We start from the raw sequence: 13,499 nt of genomic DNA, 5'->3' as shown, positions 1-13,499 counted from the left end.
CTCATCGCGCCAGACGAGGCGTTCATCCCAGGCCCGCCGCTGGCGAGCAGCACGCCCCGCCTGGGCGCCAGCCACCGCTACGCCCGGACTTGCTCACCCGAACGGGATCGGATGGTCACAATACGCAACGTCTCTGGCACGCAGTGATCCCCGCGCCCTATGTCCGCATTTCACCGTGGCGACGCCCGCCCAAGCGGGCCGGCCACGCCTGGATCACCGAGGACGGTGCGAAGGATACGGGCCGGAAGCCGCCCCGAGCCAATCTCGGCGGGCTCTCCTCGTGTCTGACCCGTCACATCCAGATTCAGTGCAGCTGGGCCTGGAACGGGTCGTGCTCGGCGAGCAGCCGCTCCAGCCGGACCTGGTCCACCCGGCTGACCACGTTCGCCGCCTCCTGCTGGTCACGCACGCACTTGGCCAGCGTGAACGACGACGTGACGACGTAGAGCAGCCCGAGGAAGACGAACGCGCGCATCCACCCGTCGCCCGGCAGATGCGCGGCGGCCCAGAGCACCGCGACGAGCGAGATCCCGAACGAGACCGCTGACTGGACGAGGAACGCGGTAGTGCCCCGCGACGAGGGCGCCTTGGTAGTCATGCGGCCAGTCTCGGGACCCGGCCGGCGCCCGGCCTGAGCACGAACACCCGGATCGTCCTGAGTACGAACGCTCAGGGCGCGACCGCCCGGTTCTGCCACACTGCTCCCGGCCGCCTCGGTGCGCCATTCGGACGCACGGCGGCACGACCAAAGGAGACAGCGGTGTTCCCCACCGTCAGCCCGGAGGCCTACCCGGCCGGCCCGGACGGCGTGCGCGGGGCGCTGTGGCGGTCGTTGGCCGTCTTCCGATGGGTGGCGTTCGGCTACGCGGCGATCGCGGCCGGCGTCCGGCTCCGCTACGCCGACCGGCCGGTGCTCGGGCTCGCGCTGATCGTGGTGATGACCGCCTGGTCGGCGGCCCTGACCGTGGTGACACCCACCGCCAGCCGCTCCCGGCCTCGGCTGCTGCGGGCGCTCGCCCTGGCCGACCTGGCCGTGTGCGCTGCCCTCGTGGTGGGCGCGGAGCTGGTCGGCCCGCGGTCGAGCCACGCACTGCCGATGATCTGGGCGATCAGCGGCGTCTTCGGTGCCGCGCTGGTCTGGGGCACCCTGGGCGGTGTCGTCGGCGGGCTGCTCATCGCGGCGGCGTTCTTCGCCGAGTGGGGCACGGTGACCGACTCCCTGGTCAGGACGACCCTGCAGGTGCTGCTCGCCGGAGCGGTCACCGGGTACCTGACCCGGACCGCGCTGCGGGCGGAGGCGGCGGTGACCGCCATGCTCGCCGCGCGGGCCGCCGACGCGCAGCGGGCACGGCTCGCCCGGGCCGTGCACGACGGCGTCCTGCAGGTGCTCGCGCTGATCGCCCGGGAGGCGCCGCGCGGCCTGCCGGCCGACCAGGTCGCCCGGCTGGCCGCCGAGCAGGAGTCGGTGCTGCGCGACCTGCTGCGGGTGGCCAGTCCCGGCGAGGCCCCCGTCGACCCGATCTCGCCGGACACGGCGGGCGCGGGCGCACGAACCGACCTCGCCGAACTGCTGGTCCGACTCGTGCATCCACCGGCGGGCTCCACCGACGAGCCGCTGGGCGGGGCCGATTACCTCGGCCGGGCGGGGGCGCCCCGGGTGACGGTCGCCACGCCGGGCGTCCCGGTGCCGCTGGCGACCCACCGCGCCGCCGAGGTGGTCGCCGCGGTGCGCGCCGCGCTCGACAATGTCGCCCGGCATGCCGGGCCGGCCGCGTCCGCCTGGGTGCTGGTCGAGGACGACGGCGACGAGGTGCTCGTGACCATCCGGGATGACGGGGTGGGCATCGCGCCCGGCCGCGCCGACGAGGCCGCCGCCGCGGGCCGGCTGGGACTCGCGGTCAGCATCCGCGGCCGCGTCCGGGACCTGGGCGGCGACGTCACGGTCCTCGGCGGCCCGGGGCTTGGAACGGAGGTGGAGCTACGTGTCCCGAGGTGACGGGGTGTCCCGAGGTGACGGGGTGTCCCCAGCTGACGGCGAGGCGCCGCGGACCGGGACGCGCGCCGCCGGCCGGCCGCCACGGGTGGTGGTCGTGGACGATCATCCGCTGTGGCGGGACGCACTGGCTCGCGACCTGGACCAGGCCGGTCTTCCGGTGGTCGGGACGGCCGGGTCCGTCGCCCAGGCGCTGCGGGTGGTCGCCGCGACCCGGCCCGACCTCGTCGTGCTGGATCTGTCGCTGCCGGACGGTTCGGGCGTCGAGGTGATCCGCGCGCTGCTCGGCCCGGGCCACGCGAGCGGCTTCACCGGCTCGGTGCTCGTGGTGTCCGCGTCCGGGGAGCAGGCCGACGTGCTGGCCGCGGTGAAGTCCGGCGCGTCCGGTTACCTGGTCAAGTCGGCCCGGCCCGAGGAGCTCGTCGACGCGGTGCGCCGGACCGCCGACGGTGTCCCGGTGTTCGGCGCGGGCCTCGCGGCGCTCGTCCTCGGCGACCTGTCCCGGGCGGCCCGGCGGCCGGCGGAGCCCGGAACGCCGAGCCTGACGGCCCGCGAGATCGAGGTGCTGCGCCTGGTGGCCAAGGGCCTGTCCGCGAAGGACGCCGCCGCCCGGCTCGGCGTCTCGCCGCGGACCGTGCAGAACCACGTCCACAACGTCCTGAGCAAGCTGCGGCTGCGCAACCGGGTCGAGCTAACCCGGTTCGCCGTCCGCGCGGGCTACGACGAGATCAGCGACGACCCGCCGCCGGCGGGCCAGCGGTAGCGACCGGTCAGAGGTAGAGCCCGGTCAGCCCGTCGTCGAGGCGCTCGGCGGCGACCGCGTGCACGTCGCGTTCCCGCATCAGGACATAGGTGGAGCCGTGCAGCTCGACCTCGGCGCGGTCCTCCGGGTCGAACAGCACCCGGTCACCGATCTGGATGGTGCGAACCGCGGTTCCGACGGCGACGACGTCGGCCCAGGAGAGCCGTTTCCCCATCTGGGCCGTGGCCGGAATCACGATGCCAGCCTTGGAGCGCCGATCGATCGAGTCCTCACGCGGTTCGACCAGCACCCGGTCATGCAGGAGCCGTATCGGCAGCGAACCGGAGCGCATGTCGACCCCGGCCGGGCCGCCGAGGCCGTTGACACCACCGGAGAGACTTGTCACGGGCCGGAGACTACTCCCACGGTCGCCGCCGGTCGCCGGTCCCATTGCCGGGCTTGCTGACCAATGCGCCGTCCCCGCTGGTCTGGCGTCGGCATCCCGTTCGCCCGGTCGTCTCGTCCAGCGGCGGAAACCGGGCGAAGTCGGACTTTCGCCCGCGCCGAGGCGGCCCGCCCGGAAGCCGACGGATGTCCGGGAAGACGCCCGCCCCGCAGGCACATTCCCAACGGGGTATAAGCTGCCGCCCATCGCCCGGAGTTGGCCAGATCCACGCAAGTGGTCAGATTTACCTAGCTGGTCAGATTCACACCGGGGGGGCGCGGGCAGGCACCCGCGGACGAGCCGGCTCATCCCGCCTCGAGCGGGGGCCCGCCGATCGGCGCACGCGGATCAGCGGGGGACGCTTCGGCCATGCGCCGGTCGGCACACGACGCAGCTCACGGGACGGGACACAAAATGGCACTCCGCATCAGTGTGGACCTTGACGGCCTGCGCTGGGCCGATCTGTTCCGGTTCGTCGACCTCGCCCGCAATGGGGGCATCGGCCCGGACGACCAGGTCGACGTGATCACGTACGGCAGCGACCCGATGTCGGTCAGCCTCTCGGCCCGGATCTTCCCGCAGACCGACGGCTTCCTGGCGGTCGAGCCGGACGGCGGCTCGGACGCGCTGCGCTCGTCGCCGCTGTCGATCAGCGCGGCGCCGGCCACCAACGGCTCGGCGCCCTTCGGCTACGAGTCCGCGCCCGACCGCTCGGCGCCCTCGAACGGCTCGCACTACCCGGCGTTCGACAACGCGCCGCCCGAGCGGCCGTCGAGCCCGCCGCCGTCCTACCCGGCCTACGACGCGCCGGCCGACCGGGGGGCGCCGCCGCAGGGCGGCAACCACTACCCCTCGTTCGACAACGGCCAGCCTGACCGCCTCCCCAGCGGTGGCGGCAGTCCGTACGCCGGCTTCGAGCCCGCGTTCGACCGCGGCGCGCCGGGCAAGGAACTGCCCGGCGGCAACCCGGCGGACAGCCCGTACATCGAGGAGTTCGCTCGCCTCCAGGAGGGCCTGATGCGTCAGGTCCGCCGCAACGACGAGGTCCGCCCCGAGCGCGCGTAGCCGCGCCCGGCCCACCCGGCCGGCGGCCGTGGACCCGTTCTCCGGGTCCACGGCCGCCGGCCGAGCCGCGCTGGGCGGCAGACGTCCGGCGCCCGGACGAGCACCGGTCCACGTGACCCGTCCGGGGCAGGTTCGTCCAGCTTGGCGGGTACCGCCCGCGCGTCGCGCCGACGCATGGTGCATGCTTGGTCATAATGGAGGATCAGGACGTTTCCGACGTCGAGCGTTATCACGGTCGACTCTGCTCGGAACTTGACATGATCAGGAGCGGTCCGGTGCTTGCCGGCCCGCGCACCATCGAGCACATCCGTTCCCTGCTCGCCCTGATCGACCTCCACCAGCCCAACGAGTTCGACGTCTGCCTCGGCTGCGACCGGCTCTGGCCGTGTGCCTCCGTCGTGGCGGTCACGGGTCTGCCGCCCGAGCTTCCGGGGATCGACGACGAGGTGGCCCCGCCGCGTCCCCTGCCCGGCGCCACCCGCCGGGCCATCACCAACGCGATGTCGGGCGCTCACGCGATCCCCGGTGCGTCCTCCCAGCCGCGGACCGGCGCCCAGCCGATCCCGGCCGCCGCCCAGCCGCCCAGCCGCCAGCAGCCGATCATGAACTCGGGGCGGCCCGGCGGGCCGGGGACCGGGGCTCACCCGGTCATGACGCCGGATGGCCGGATGATGCCGGGCAACCTGCCGGAGCCACCAGGACCGCGCCCGGCCGTCGCTCCCCCGCCGCCTCCGGCGCCGCCGCCGAGTGCCCAGCCTCCGACGGGGCCACCGACGGTCGGCCGGCCGGTGCTCATCCCGGCGACCAGTCGTTCAGGCCCGCCGTCGCCCCCGCCACCGTCGACCCCGCCGCCGGCCAGCCCGCCACCGGCCGGGCCGGCGCCGACGGGGCCGATGCCGCATATTCCGCCCCCCGGGGAGAGCTACCCGGCGTTCCCACCGCCCGTGGCGGCGAGCGGCAATCCGGCGTTCCCGGCGCCGGGAACCACGGCGGCGAGCCTCGGTTTCCCACCGCCCGGCCTGACCGGGGGGAACCCGATTCTTCCGCCACCCGGCCTGACGGGCGGCGTCCCCGTGGCACCGCCGACGCGCTCCGACGATGACCCGTTCCTGAGCTCCGGCCCGCAGCAGGCGCGAGGCCCCGCCGCCCAGGGCTTCGGGCCGCCAGGCCGACCGTCCACCCCGCCGCCCGGACCGGCCCCGCAGCAGCAGCGCCACCAGGCCGGCGGTCCGCAACGCCCGCCGGGACCGCCGTCAGGGCCGTCGGCCGCCCGTTACCCCGATCCGAACCCGCGTCAGGGGGGCCAGCGGCCCGGGGGCCCGTCCAGCCATCCGGGCGGGCCCGGCGGCCTGTCGGGGCTGCCCGGCGTCGCCGCGTCGCACGGCCAGCAGCTACCCCCGGGCCAGCAGGTATCGCCAGGCCAGCAACAGCCGCCAGGTCACCAGCACCTGCCCGGCCAGCAGCAGCTACCGCCCGGCCAGTCGGGTCCACGGCCGGCGGCGGCCCGCGCGGGCTACCCCGGCGCTCCGAACGGCCAGCAGGGCTACCCGCCGGGAGCACAGGCAGGACAGGGGCACCCGGCAGCGGCCAGGCCCGAGCAGGGCGGACCCGGCGGTCAGCCTGGCCAGGGCCGCGGGCCCGCCTCCTACCCGCCACGGCAGCCACCGCGGCCGGCGGACGGGCGGCCGGGCGCCGGGTACCCCGGTGACGCGCAGGGCCGGCCAGCCGGCCCACCGCCGGTCGGGCCGCCGCCAGTCGGGTCGCCGCCAGTCGGGTCTAGGCCCGGCGAGCCGAACGGCGTCGCCGACCAGTTCGGGGTGCTGGGCCTCGACGGGCTACCGGGGTCGATCGACCCGCGGCTGCGGCCACACGCCGGCCCGCCACGCGGGCAGAGCCGCTCGATCGCGGCGCCGCCACCGCCGCACCGCTCGATTCACAGCGACAGCGTCGACCCGGCCACGGGCCGCCCGCTCGACCCGATGGCACGCCGTCCCGGCCAGCCGCCCCTCACCGACGACATCACCCCGGAGTGGATGACGCGTCGCGACCCGATCCTCGACGGCATCGACGTCATCTAGGGCGGACGTCAGCTGGAGCACGGGTCTGACCGGCGCCCGGTTGCCAAGGTTTGCGGCACAGGCAGCGGTGGCAGGCAACCAGCAGGAGCCTGAGCCCCGCACCTGGCCTCAGGGAGCTGGGCCCGCACGTGGCCTTGGAGATCGCAGCCGGACCGGTTCGCGGCGGGAGGGTGGGCGTGGCCGACGATCTGACCGCTCGGTTCGACCTTCTCGCGGACACGAGCGCCGCCGGCCAGGCGAGACGGCTGGTGTCCAACCTGCTGGCCGCCTGGAACCGCGCCGAGGACGTGGAGGTGGCCCGGCTGCTGATCAGCGAGGTGGTCACCAACGCCGTCCGGTTCGCCGGGCGGCTCACGGCGCTGCAGCTCGCCCTGGTCGCGCACCCGGATCGGATCCGGTTCTTCGTCGGCGACGGAAGCCCACTGCATCCGGTGCTGCGCACGGTCCACCCGTCCGACGAGTCGGGCCGCGGCATCCATCTGGTCGCGACGCTGGCGAGCGCCTGGGGCGTGGTGGACCCGCCGCCCGACGAGGGCCACGGCAAGCAGGTCTGGTTCGAGCTCTGTGCCGGCGGGCCGACGGCCGGTCTCACCGGCCTCGCGGCCTGTCAGCAGGCCTGACCGGCGCCGCGCCGGGGCACGGCCGCCGCTCAGGCACCTCGCCGTCCGAGCGCTCATGGCTCGGGCATCTCGCCGTTCAGTACTCGTCGTTCAGCCGTCCGGCTCGTTCGGGTGCGCTCCGGTCAGGCGGACAGCGCCTGCTCGATGGTCGCGCGCAGCTCCGGGTCGGCCGGCTCGACTCCGGGACGGAAACGGCCTAGTACGCGGCCGTCGGCGCCGACGACGAACTTCTCGAAGTTCCAGGTGATGTCACCCGCGGTTCCGGTCGAGTCCGCCGTCTCGGTCAGCGCCTGGTAGATCGGATGGCGGCCGGGCCCGTTCACCTCGATCTTCTCGGTCAGCGGGAAGGTCACGCCGTACGTCGCCGAGCAGAACTCGGCGATCTCCTCCGCCGTACCCGGCTCCTGGCCCATGAACTGGTTGCAGGGAAAGCCGAGCACCGTGAAGCCCCGACCGGCGAGCTCCTCGTGCAGCGCTTCGAGCCCGGTGTACTGCGGGGTGAGCCCGCAGCGGCTGGCGACGTTGACGACGAGGGCCACGCGCCCGCCGGTCAGCCCGCCAAAGGTCGCCGCTTCGCCACCCAGCGTGTTCACCGAAAGATCCAAAAGGTCTGACATCGAGCTTCCTTCCGTCGGGCGCCGGCGCCACATATCGTCATGACTGTCGGGCATGGGGCGATCCGTGCCACACCGTTCCTTCTTCCGTCAGACCGCCAACGGACACCCGCCAGCGGGGAGTTCCGTCGCACGGCCCACCCACACTGACCGTTGTATCGCCAGTCGTGGCCGGCAGTTCGGACTCGTCACGACCGGTAACGCCGAACGCCGGTCGCCCGGCCGGCGGCACCGGTCGCGTCGATGGCCGAACGCGCATGGCCGTGCGCACAATGATGACGGGCGGAGCGGGTAGTCCCGGATAGTAATCGAGCGACTCCGCCCGAACCGCCCTGCCCGAGGGGAGCCCCAGTCATCGAGACTCCGACGTTGTTGGCAGCGGACGCGACCGGAGCGACGACGCTCCCCACGTCACCGGCCGGGCTGCCACTGCTGGGTCGAGGCTCACGCGACGCCGGCGAGGCCGCGCGCGACCGAGCCCCGACCAGCGGCGCCAGCCGAGCGGCCAGGCGGTCGCGGTCGCTGGCGACCCCGCTGAACCTTCGGGTGCTGGTACGGCGCACGTCGGTGCTGGCTGGCCCGGCGGCCATCCCGGTCGTCCCGGGCTCGCCGGCGGTTCCGATGCTGACCGCGGGGCCGGACCGGACCCGGCAGGCCGGCCCGGCCTTCGCCATCGGCCTGCCCGCCGTCGCCGGCATGGCGGGCGGCGCGGACGCCGTCGCGCTGCCGGCACCCGGCGGGCGCGCCCGCGCCCGGAACGCCGGGCTGGGGGACCGAGCCCTCGCCGCGAGCGAGCTGGACTTCGGGGCCCGCCGGGCGCTTCGGCCACCCCGGCGGCGCACGGTCCTGCTCGCCGTCGTCCTCGGGGTGCCGCTCGCGGTGCTCGCCGTCCAGTTCCGCGCCGAGGTCGAGCACCAGCTGGCCGACATCCCGGCGCCGAGCTGGCCGTGGCTGCCGCTCTGCGGCGTCGGGACCGTTCTGTACTACGTCTCCAACGGGATCGCGCTACGGGCGGGCAGTGGCCTGCCGGTGGGGGTGCGGGTCGCGACCGGGGTGCAGTTCGCCGCCGCCGCCGCGAACCGGATCATCCCCGCCGGCCTCGGCGCGATCGCCGTCAACCTGCGGTTCCTGGAACGCCGCGGACTTCCCCGGCCGGCCGGGGTCGCCACGATCGCGTCCATCCGGGTCGTCTGCGGCCTGGTGCACCTGGCCGCGCTCGCCTGCGTGGCCGCGCTGCTCGGCGACTCACGGATGACCGCGGGGCTGACCGGGCCGCTGCGCGACACGATGTCCAGCCTCGGCCTCGGACCGGTGTGCATCGTGGCGGGCGCCGTCGTCGCCGTCCTCGCGGTGGTGCTGACCCGCCGACGGGTGCGCGACCGGCTGCGCGGCCCGCTGGCGACCTTCCGGGCGCACCTGAGCGGGCTCGTCCACTCCCCCGGCCGGGCCGCCGCGCTCAGCGGTTCGCTGGCCGGGACGAAGGTGGCTCAGGTGATCGCGCTGACGGCCAGCGAACGGGCGTTCGGCGGCAACGTCAGCGTGCTGTCGGTCGCGGCCGTGTACCTGGTCGGCTCCGCGGTGGCGGGCGCCGCGCCGACGGCCGGCAACGTCGGCGCGATCGAGCCCGCGCTCGCGATCGGCCTGACGGCCGCCGGCGGCCCGGCCGCCGCGATGGTCACCGCCGTCCTGGTCTTCCGGCTGATCACTTACTGGCTGCCGGTCGTGCCGGGGGTGATCGCCCTGACGGCGTTGCGCAGAAGGGGCGACCTATAGCGCGGACGCGGAGGCGCCGGGCTGGAAGGCGTCCAGCCTGGCCTCCGGCGGCGACGGCCGCAGGTTGAGCGAACCGAGGACCCGGGTCTCCCGCTCGTGCTCAAGGATGGTCAGGCTCGCCGGCTCCACCAGGAACGACGCGCCGCGCGCCGGGTCCAACCCGAGCCAGCGCGCGATCAGCACCCGCGACATGTGCCCGTGTCCGACCAGTGCGACGTCACCGTCGCGCAGCAGCGGCAGCGCCCGGGCCAGCACCGCGTCGGCCCGGGCGGCGACCTGGCCGGCGGTCTCCCCGCCGGGCACCCGGCCGGTCCAGATCGTCCAGCCCGGCTGGGTCTCGCGGATCGTCGGCGTGGTCAGGCCCTCCAGGTCGCCGTAGTCCCACTCGGCCAAATCGGGCCAGACCTCGCGCGCCGCCACGTCGGCCACGGCCGGGCGCACCCCGTCGGGGCCGCCCTGGCGCTGGTGCGTCGGCCCGCCACCTACGGGCGCGGCGAAAAGGCCGGCCAGATCGGCGGTGTGGATGGCGCGGGTGCGCGGGCTGGTCGCGACCAGCGCGAACCGGAAGCCCCGCAGCGCCGGCAGCAGCGCGGCCGCGCGCCGTTCGCCGTCGGGGGTGAGCGGAATGTCGGTACGGCCGGTATGGCGGCCCGACCTGCTCCACTCCGTCTCTCCGTGCCGGACCAGCACGATCCGGCCGGCAGGTACGCGGCCGTGGCTGTCAAGACTCACTCGGCGTCCCCAGGCTCAGTCGCGTCCACAGGCCCGGCAGCGCCCGCCCACAGGCCCAGTCGCGTTCGCAGGCCCAGGCGGCGTCCAGGCTTCCCCAGCGGGACTGTAGTCGCCGGGCCTGGGACCGCGCCGGCCTCAGCCTCGGTGCCGGCGACGGCGCCGGGTGGTGCCCACCACCAGCAGCATCGTCGCGCCGACCGCGAGCGCGACCCGGCCCCACCGGACGCTGCGGGACCCTCCGGCCGGACCACGCACGCCGGGCGGCTCCGCGGCGACCAGGCCCGCGCCGGGGGCGTCGGCCGCGAGCTCGAGCGGCTGGCCGCCGTGGTGGCCGGCGCGGGCGCGCAGCTCGGCGAGCTTCGCGCGGGCCTGCTCGCCCGCGCGCTCGGCGACCCGGCGGGGGTGGACCAGCTCCGCGATCGCGTCGATGGTCTCCGCCAGCTCGGCGCGTGTCTCCTCGATCTGACTCTGGATGATCGCCGGGTCCTGCGGCACGGGTGTGACCTCTCGTCTCGCCAGACCACGGTCCGCGCGCACTCGGACGCGCAATCCGGGCCAACGGTCGGTGATGCGTTGACGGGTCCGTCACCAGCAGTGCCAGACGGGTCCGTCACCAAGAGTGCCAGAGGAGCCAACGCCTGACGAGCGGAAACGGTGGTCCGACCGATGGGTCACACCCGGCCCGGCGGTCGGCTGGGCCGTACCTCACGCCGCCCGTCGCCGGTTGCGGTTAACGTGACACCGTCTCGTCACTACATGTAGTCGATCGATTACTTCGATCGACGCCTCGGCCCGCTCACGCCCGAGCCGTCCGCTCGTCTGCCCATGTTCTCAACGCGGAGGACCATGGCCACCACCTCGCCGGCCGTCGTCGCCACGGTTCGGCCGGCCGGCGCCCGCCGGCCGGCCCGGCGCACGGCGCCGGTCGCGCACCCGGCGCGGGCTGCCCGCGCGGCGCCTGCGGCTCGTACGGTGCCGGTCGCGGCGATCGCGTTGACGGCGCTGTTCGCGGGGGCGCCGGCCTGCGCCGACCACACCCCTGGCATGCAGGCCGCGATCGTCGACGACCGTCGCGGCGACGGCCTGCACGGGATCAGCCCGGCGACGCGGCTGCCGATGCCGGCGCTCGACCTGACCGGCACCGACGGGCTCGCGTTCCACCTGCGCGCCCGCACCGCCGGCCTGGTGACGTTGCTGTACTTCGGCTACACGCACTGCCCGGACGTCTGCCCGACGACGATGGCAGACCTCGCCGCCGCGCTGGGCGCGCTCGACCCGGTGGTCCGCGGCCAGGTCCGCGTCGTCTTCGTCAGCACCGACCCGGCGCGCGACACGCCAGCGGTGCTCGCCAGCTGGTTGCACCATTTCGACCCCGGGTTCGGCTTCTACGGCCTGACCGGCCCGTTCGCACGGATCCAGGCGACCGCGCGCACCCTGGGCGTCGACGTCCCACCGCCGACGGCGCGCGCGGACGGTGCGATGACGCAGAACCACGGCGCCGACGTGCTCGCGTTCGGCCGCGACGGCTACCTGGCGCTGCGCTACCCGCCGGGCACCCAGATCACCGACTACATCCATGACCTTCCGGTCCTGGTGCGGGCGGGAGCGCCGCGATGAGCCACCATCCGGCGGCCAGCGGCGCGCTGGGCGGCAGGCGGCCGTGGGCGCGGGTGGCCTCGACGCTGCTGCGGCTCGGGCTGGGCGTGCTGTGGCTGGTCGCCGGCTGCCTGAAGGTCGGCGACGCGGACGGGATGGTCCGCTCGGTGCGGGCGTTCCGCATCCTGCCGGAGGCGCTGGTCCATCCCGTCGCCTACGCGGTGCCGTTCGTGGAGATCGCGCTCGGAGTCCTGCTCCTGCTGGGCCTGGCCGTGCGGGCCGGCGCGCTGCTGTCGTGCCTGCTGCTGGCGGTCTACATCGGGGCGATCGCGTCCGCGGCCGCCCGCGGCCTGCACATCGAGTGTGGCTGCTTCTCGAAAGGCGGCGATCTCGCGAAGGGCGCGCCGACCCATTACACATCGGAACTAGTTCGTGACAGTCTGCTTCTGCTGGCCAGCGCGCTGCTGGCGGTCTGGCCCGACGGCTACCTGACGCTGGACCGCCTGCTGTTCGGCCCGGCCCCCGACCGTCGACCCAGGACGTCCGGCGGCCTCGACGAGCACCGGGCTGGCGACGAGCACCGGGCTGGCGACGAGCACCGGGCCGACGGCGAAGCCGACGGGCACGAGACCGACGACAGCCGCGACGGCGGGGACTGGCACGACGGGTACCGGGTGCGGACGGGCGACCAGCCGCGGCCCGGGGACAGGGCGGGACGCATGAGGCGCGAGCGATGAGCACGGGCGCGGGACGCGGATCGGGCCGGGGCAACGGCCCGGGTGCTGGCCGCTCGGGCGGCGGGGTCGACACCGGTCCCCGGCCGGACCGGGACCCGCGCGGGGCGGTCCGGCGCGAACGGGCCGCGGCGGCCCGGGCGCAGGCCGCGGCGAGGGAGCGGCGGCGCAAGCAGATGATCGTGCTCGCCTCGGTGCTCGGCGTGATCATCCTCGCCGCCGTCATCGGCATCGTCGTGCAGAACACCCGCCAGCACTCCAAGCCGGTCGTCCTCCCGGCCACGGCGACCGGCCAGGACAACGGCATCGTCGTCGGCAAGGCGACCGCCCCGGTCACGGTCGACTTCTACGAGGACTTCCAGTGCCCGATCTGCCGGCAGTTCGAGACCACCACCGGCTCGACCGTGCGCTCGCTGATCGACGCGGGCAAGATCAAGGCCGTCTACCACATGATGTCGTTCATCGGGCCCGACTCGGTCCGTGCCGCGAACGCGGGGGCCGCCGCGGCCAACGACGGCAAGTTCGAGCAGTACCACCAGGTGCTGTTCGCCAACCAGCCGGCGGAGAACTCCGGGGGCTTCTCCAACGACCGGCTCATCCAGCTCGGCTCGCAGGTCGGCCTGACGTCGCCGGCCTTCACCAGCGCGGTGAGGTCGGGCCGGTACGACGGCTACGTCGCCAAGGTCGCGGACAGCGCGTCCAAGCGCGGGGTGACCGGTACCCCGACCGTGATGGTCGACGGCAAGACGCTCTCCCAGGACCAGCTGCTCCCCGACCCGTTCAAGGCCGCGGTCAACGCCGCCGGCTGACGACGCCGGGGGAGGACGTCGCGCACGATCGCCGAGCTGACCGGCCGGCCGTCCTGAAAACGTCCTGAAGACGACCACCACAGGGCCCAAACGGGGCGGGGTGGGCCGGGCCTCGACCGCGACCGACCTGCGGCTATGAGGGATGCTGTTCGCCGCGGCCACGGCCCGAGCCGGCCCGCCCGGCCGATCGGACTCGCCGGGCGGCGCCCCTGGGCCCGGCCCAGGCAGATCCTTTCCCGCTCGACCCGGAGGACCCGACCGCGCTCGGCGTCGGGGCGGCCCTTGCGCGGCCGGGCGG

14 protein-coding genes are annotated in these 13,499 nt (G+C 74.9%); 9 read left to right on the top strand and 5 right to left on the bottom strand.

All coding sequences use genetic code 11. From position 1 onward, the window contains the following. Window positions 1-304 precede the first annotated feature (304 nt). Window positions 305-598, bottom strand: a complete 294-nt coding sequence (locus FRAEUI1C_RS06045; protein WP_013422401.1) for a YiaA/YiaB family inner membrane protein — start codon at window positions 596-598, stop codon at window positions 305-307. A 162-nt stretch (window positions 599-760) separates the two neighbouring features. Between FRAEUI1C_RS06045 and macS the strand changes: the two genes are divergently transcribed. Together macS and FRAEUI1C_RS06035 are read left to right on the top strand one after the other, a co-directional pair. Then, on the top strand, window positions 761-1,996 hold the full coding sequence (gene macS / locus FRAEUI1C_RS06040) for a MacS family sensor histidine kinase (RefSeq protein ID WP_013422400.1): 1,236 nt from the start codon (window positions 761-763) through the stop codon (window positions 1,994-1,996). A 22-nt stretch (window positions 1,997-2,018) separates the two neighbouring features. Next, a complete protein-coding gene (locus tag FRAEUI1C_RS06035) occupies window positions 2,019-2,756 on the top strand; it encodes a response regulator (protein WP_049806830.1) in 738 nt (245 codons plus the stop codon). 7 nt (window positions 2,757-2,763) lie between these two features. On the opposite strand, the gene FRAEUI1C_RS06030 is transcribed toward FRAEUI1C_RS06035, so the two are convergent. Continuing rightward, a complete protein-coding gene (locus tag FRAEUI1C_RS06030; RefSeq protein ID WP_232425482.1) occupies window positions 2,764-3,087 on the bottom strand; it encodes a GroES family chaperonin in 324 nt (107 codons plus the stop codon). Window positions 3,088-3,594: 507 nt separating this feature from the next. Here FRAEUI1C_RS06030 and FRAEUI1C_RS06025 point away from each other — a divergent pair. The 3 genes from FRAEUI1C_RS06025 (at window position 3,595) to FRAEUI1C_RS06015 (ending at window position 6,943) form a co-directional block, all read left to right on the top strand. Next, window positions 3,595-4,245, top strand: a complete 651-nt coding sequence (locus tag FRAEUI1C_RS06025; protein ID WP_013422397.1) for a hypothetical protein — start codon at window positions 3,595-3,597, stop codon at window positions 4,243-4,245. Between the two features lie 257 nt (window positions 4,246-4,502). Beyond that, window positions 4,503-6,323 carry a hypothetical protein gene (locus FRAEUI1C_RS06020; RefSeq protein ID WP_041258927.1) on the top strand — a complete coding sequence of 607 codons (1,821 nt, stop codon included), beginning with the start codon at window positions 4,503-4,505 and terminating at the stop codon, window positions 6,321-6,323. A 176-nt stretch (window positions 6,324-6,499) separates the two neighbouring features. Further along, a complete protein-coding gene (locus tag FRAEUI1C_RS06015) occupies window positions 6,500-6,943 on the top strand; it encodes an ATP-binding protein (protein ID WP_013422395.1) in 444 nt (147 codons plus the stop codon). A gap of 122 nt (window positions 6,944-7,065) precedes the next feature. Here the strand turns inward: FRAEUI1C_RS06015 and FRAEUI1C_RS06010 are convergent, their stop codons facing one another. After that, window positions 7,066-7,560: a glutathione peroxidase gene (locus FRAEUI1C_RS06010; RefSeq protein WP_013422394.1), complete on the bottom strand. Its 495-nt coding sequence runs from the start codon at window positions 7,558-7,560 to the stop codon at window positions 7,066-7,068. Between the two features lie 366 nt (window positions 7,561-7,926). Between FRAEUI1C_RS06010 and FRAEUI1C_RS06005 the strand changes: the two genes are divergently transcribed. Next, window positions 7,927-9,330, top strand: a complete 1,404-nt coding sequence (locus FRAEUI1C_RS06005; protein ID WP_232425317.1) for a lysylphosphatidylglycerol synthase transmembrane domain-containing protein — start codon at window positions 7,927-7,929, stop codon at window positions 9,328-9,330. Here the strand turns inward: FRAEUI1C_RS06005 and FRAEUI1C_RS06000 are convergent. After that, window positions 9,325-10,062 carry a histidine phosphatase family protein gene (locus tag FRAEUI1C_RS06000; protein ID WP_013422392.1) on the bottom strand — a complete coding sequence of 246 codons (738 nt, stop codon included), beginning with the start codon at window positions 10,060-10,062 and terminating at the stop codon, window positions 9,325-9,327. The genes FRAEUI1C_RS06005 and FRAEUI1C_RS06000 overlap by 6 nt on opposite strands. 135 nt (window positions 10,063-10,197) lie before the next feature. Continuing rightward, window positions 10,198-10,557 (bottom strand): DUF3618 domain-containing protein, encoded by a 360-nt coding sequence (locus tag FRAEUI1C_RS05995; protein ID WP_013422391.1) that lies wholly within the window; start codon window positions 10,555-10,557, stop codon window positions 10,198-10,200. A gap of 351 nt (window positions 10,558-10,908) precedes the next feature. Here FRAEUI1C_RS05995 and FRAEUI1C_RS05990 point away from each other — a divergent pair, with 351 nt between their 5' ends. The 3 genes from FRAEUI1C_RS05990 to FRAEUI1C_RS05980 are packed head-to-tail and all read left to right on the top strand — an operon-like array spanning window position 10,909 to window position 13,201. Further along, the gene (locus FRAEUI1C_RS05990) at window positions 10,909-11,679 is read left to right on the top strand and encodes an SCO family protein (RefSeq protein WP_013422390.1); all 771 of its coding nucleotides are present in this window, start codon (window positions 10,909-10,911) and stop codon (window positions 11,677-11,679) included. After that, complete coding sequence (locus FRAEUI1C_RS05985) at window positions 11,676-12,395, top strand: MauE/DoxX family redox-associated membrane protein (RefSeq protein ID WP_013422389.1); 720 nt, start codon at window positions 11,676-11,678, stop codon at window positions 12,393-12,395. The genes FRAEUI1C_RS05990 and FRAEUI1C_RS05985 overlap by 4 nt, the downstream gene beginning before the upstream one ends. Then, window positions 12,392-13,201 (top strand): DsbA family protein, encoded by an 810-nt coding sequence (locus tag FRAEUI1C_RS05980; protein WP_013422388.1) that lies wholly within the window; start codon window positions 12,392-12,394, stop codon window positions 13,199-13,201. Before FRAEUI1C_RS05985 ends, FRAEUI1C_RS05980 begins: the two co-directional genes overlap by 4 nt. Window positions 13,202-13,499: the final 298 nt, after the last annotated feature.

The sequence above is a fragment of the Pseudofrankia inefficax genome, assembly GCF_000166135.1.
GTDB lineage: Bacteria > Actinomycetota > Actinomycetes > Frankiales > Frankiaceae > Pseudofrankia > Pseudofrankia inefficax.
This window is presented reverse-complemented; position numbering and strand designations above follow the sequence as displayed.

Bases quoted from the DNA above. Each gene is read 5' to 3' on its own strand.
- FRAEUI1C_RS06010 (WP_013422394.1), bottom strand. From the start codon at position 7,560: ATGTCAGACCTTTTGGATCTTTCGGTGAACACGCTGGGTGGCGAAGCG.
- FRAEUI1C_RS06030 (WP_232425482.1), bottom strand. From the start codon at position 3,087: ATGCGCTCCGGTTCGCTGCCGATACGGCTCCTGCATGACCGGGTGCTG.
- FRAEUI1C_RS06025 (WP_013422397.1), top strand. From the start codon at position 3,595: ATGGCACTCCGCATCAGTGTGGACCTTGACGGCCTGCGCTGGGCCGAT.
- FRAEUI1C_RS05990 (WP_013422390.1), top strand. From the start codon at position 10,909: ATGGCCACCACCTCGCCGGCCGTCGTCGCCACGGTTCGGCCGGCCGGC.
- FRAEUI1C_RS06020 (WP_041258927.1), top strand. From the start codon at position 4,503: ATGATCAGGAGCGGTCCGGTGCTTGCCGGCCCGCGCACCATCGAGCAC.
- FRAEUI1C_RS05980 (WP_013422388.1), top strand. From the start codon at position 12,392: ATGAGCACGGGCGCGGGACGCGGATCGGGCCGGGGCAACGGCCCGGGT.
- FRAEUI1C_RS05985 (WP_013422389.1), top strand. From the start codon at position 11,676: ATGAGCCACCATCCGGCGGCCAGCGGCGCGCTGGGCGGCAGGCGGCCG.
- FRAEUI1C_RS06045 (WP_013422401.1), bottom strand. From the start codon at position 598: ATGACTACCAAGGCGCCCTCGTCGCGGGGCACTACCGCGTTCCTCGTC.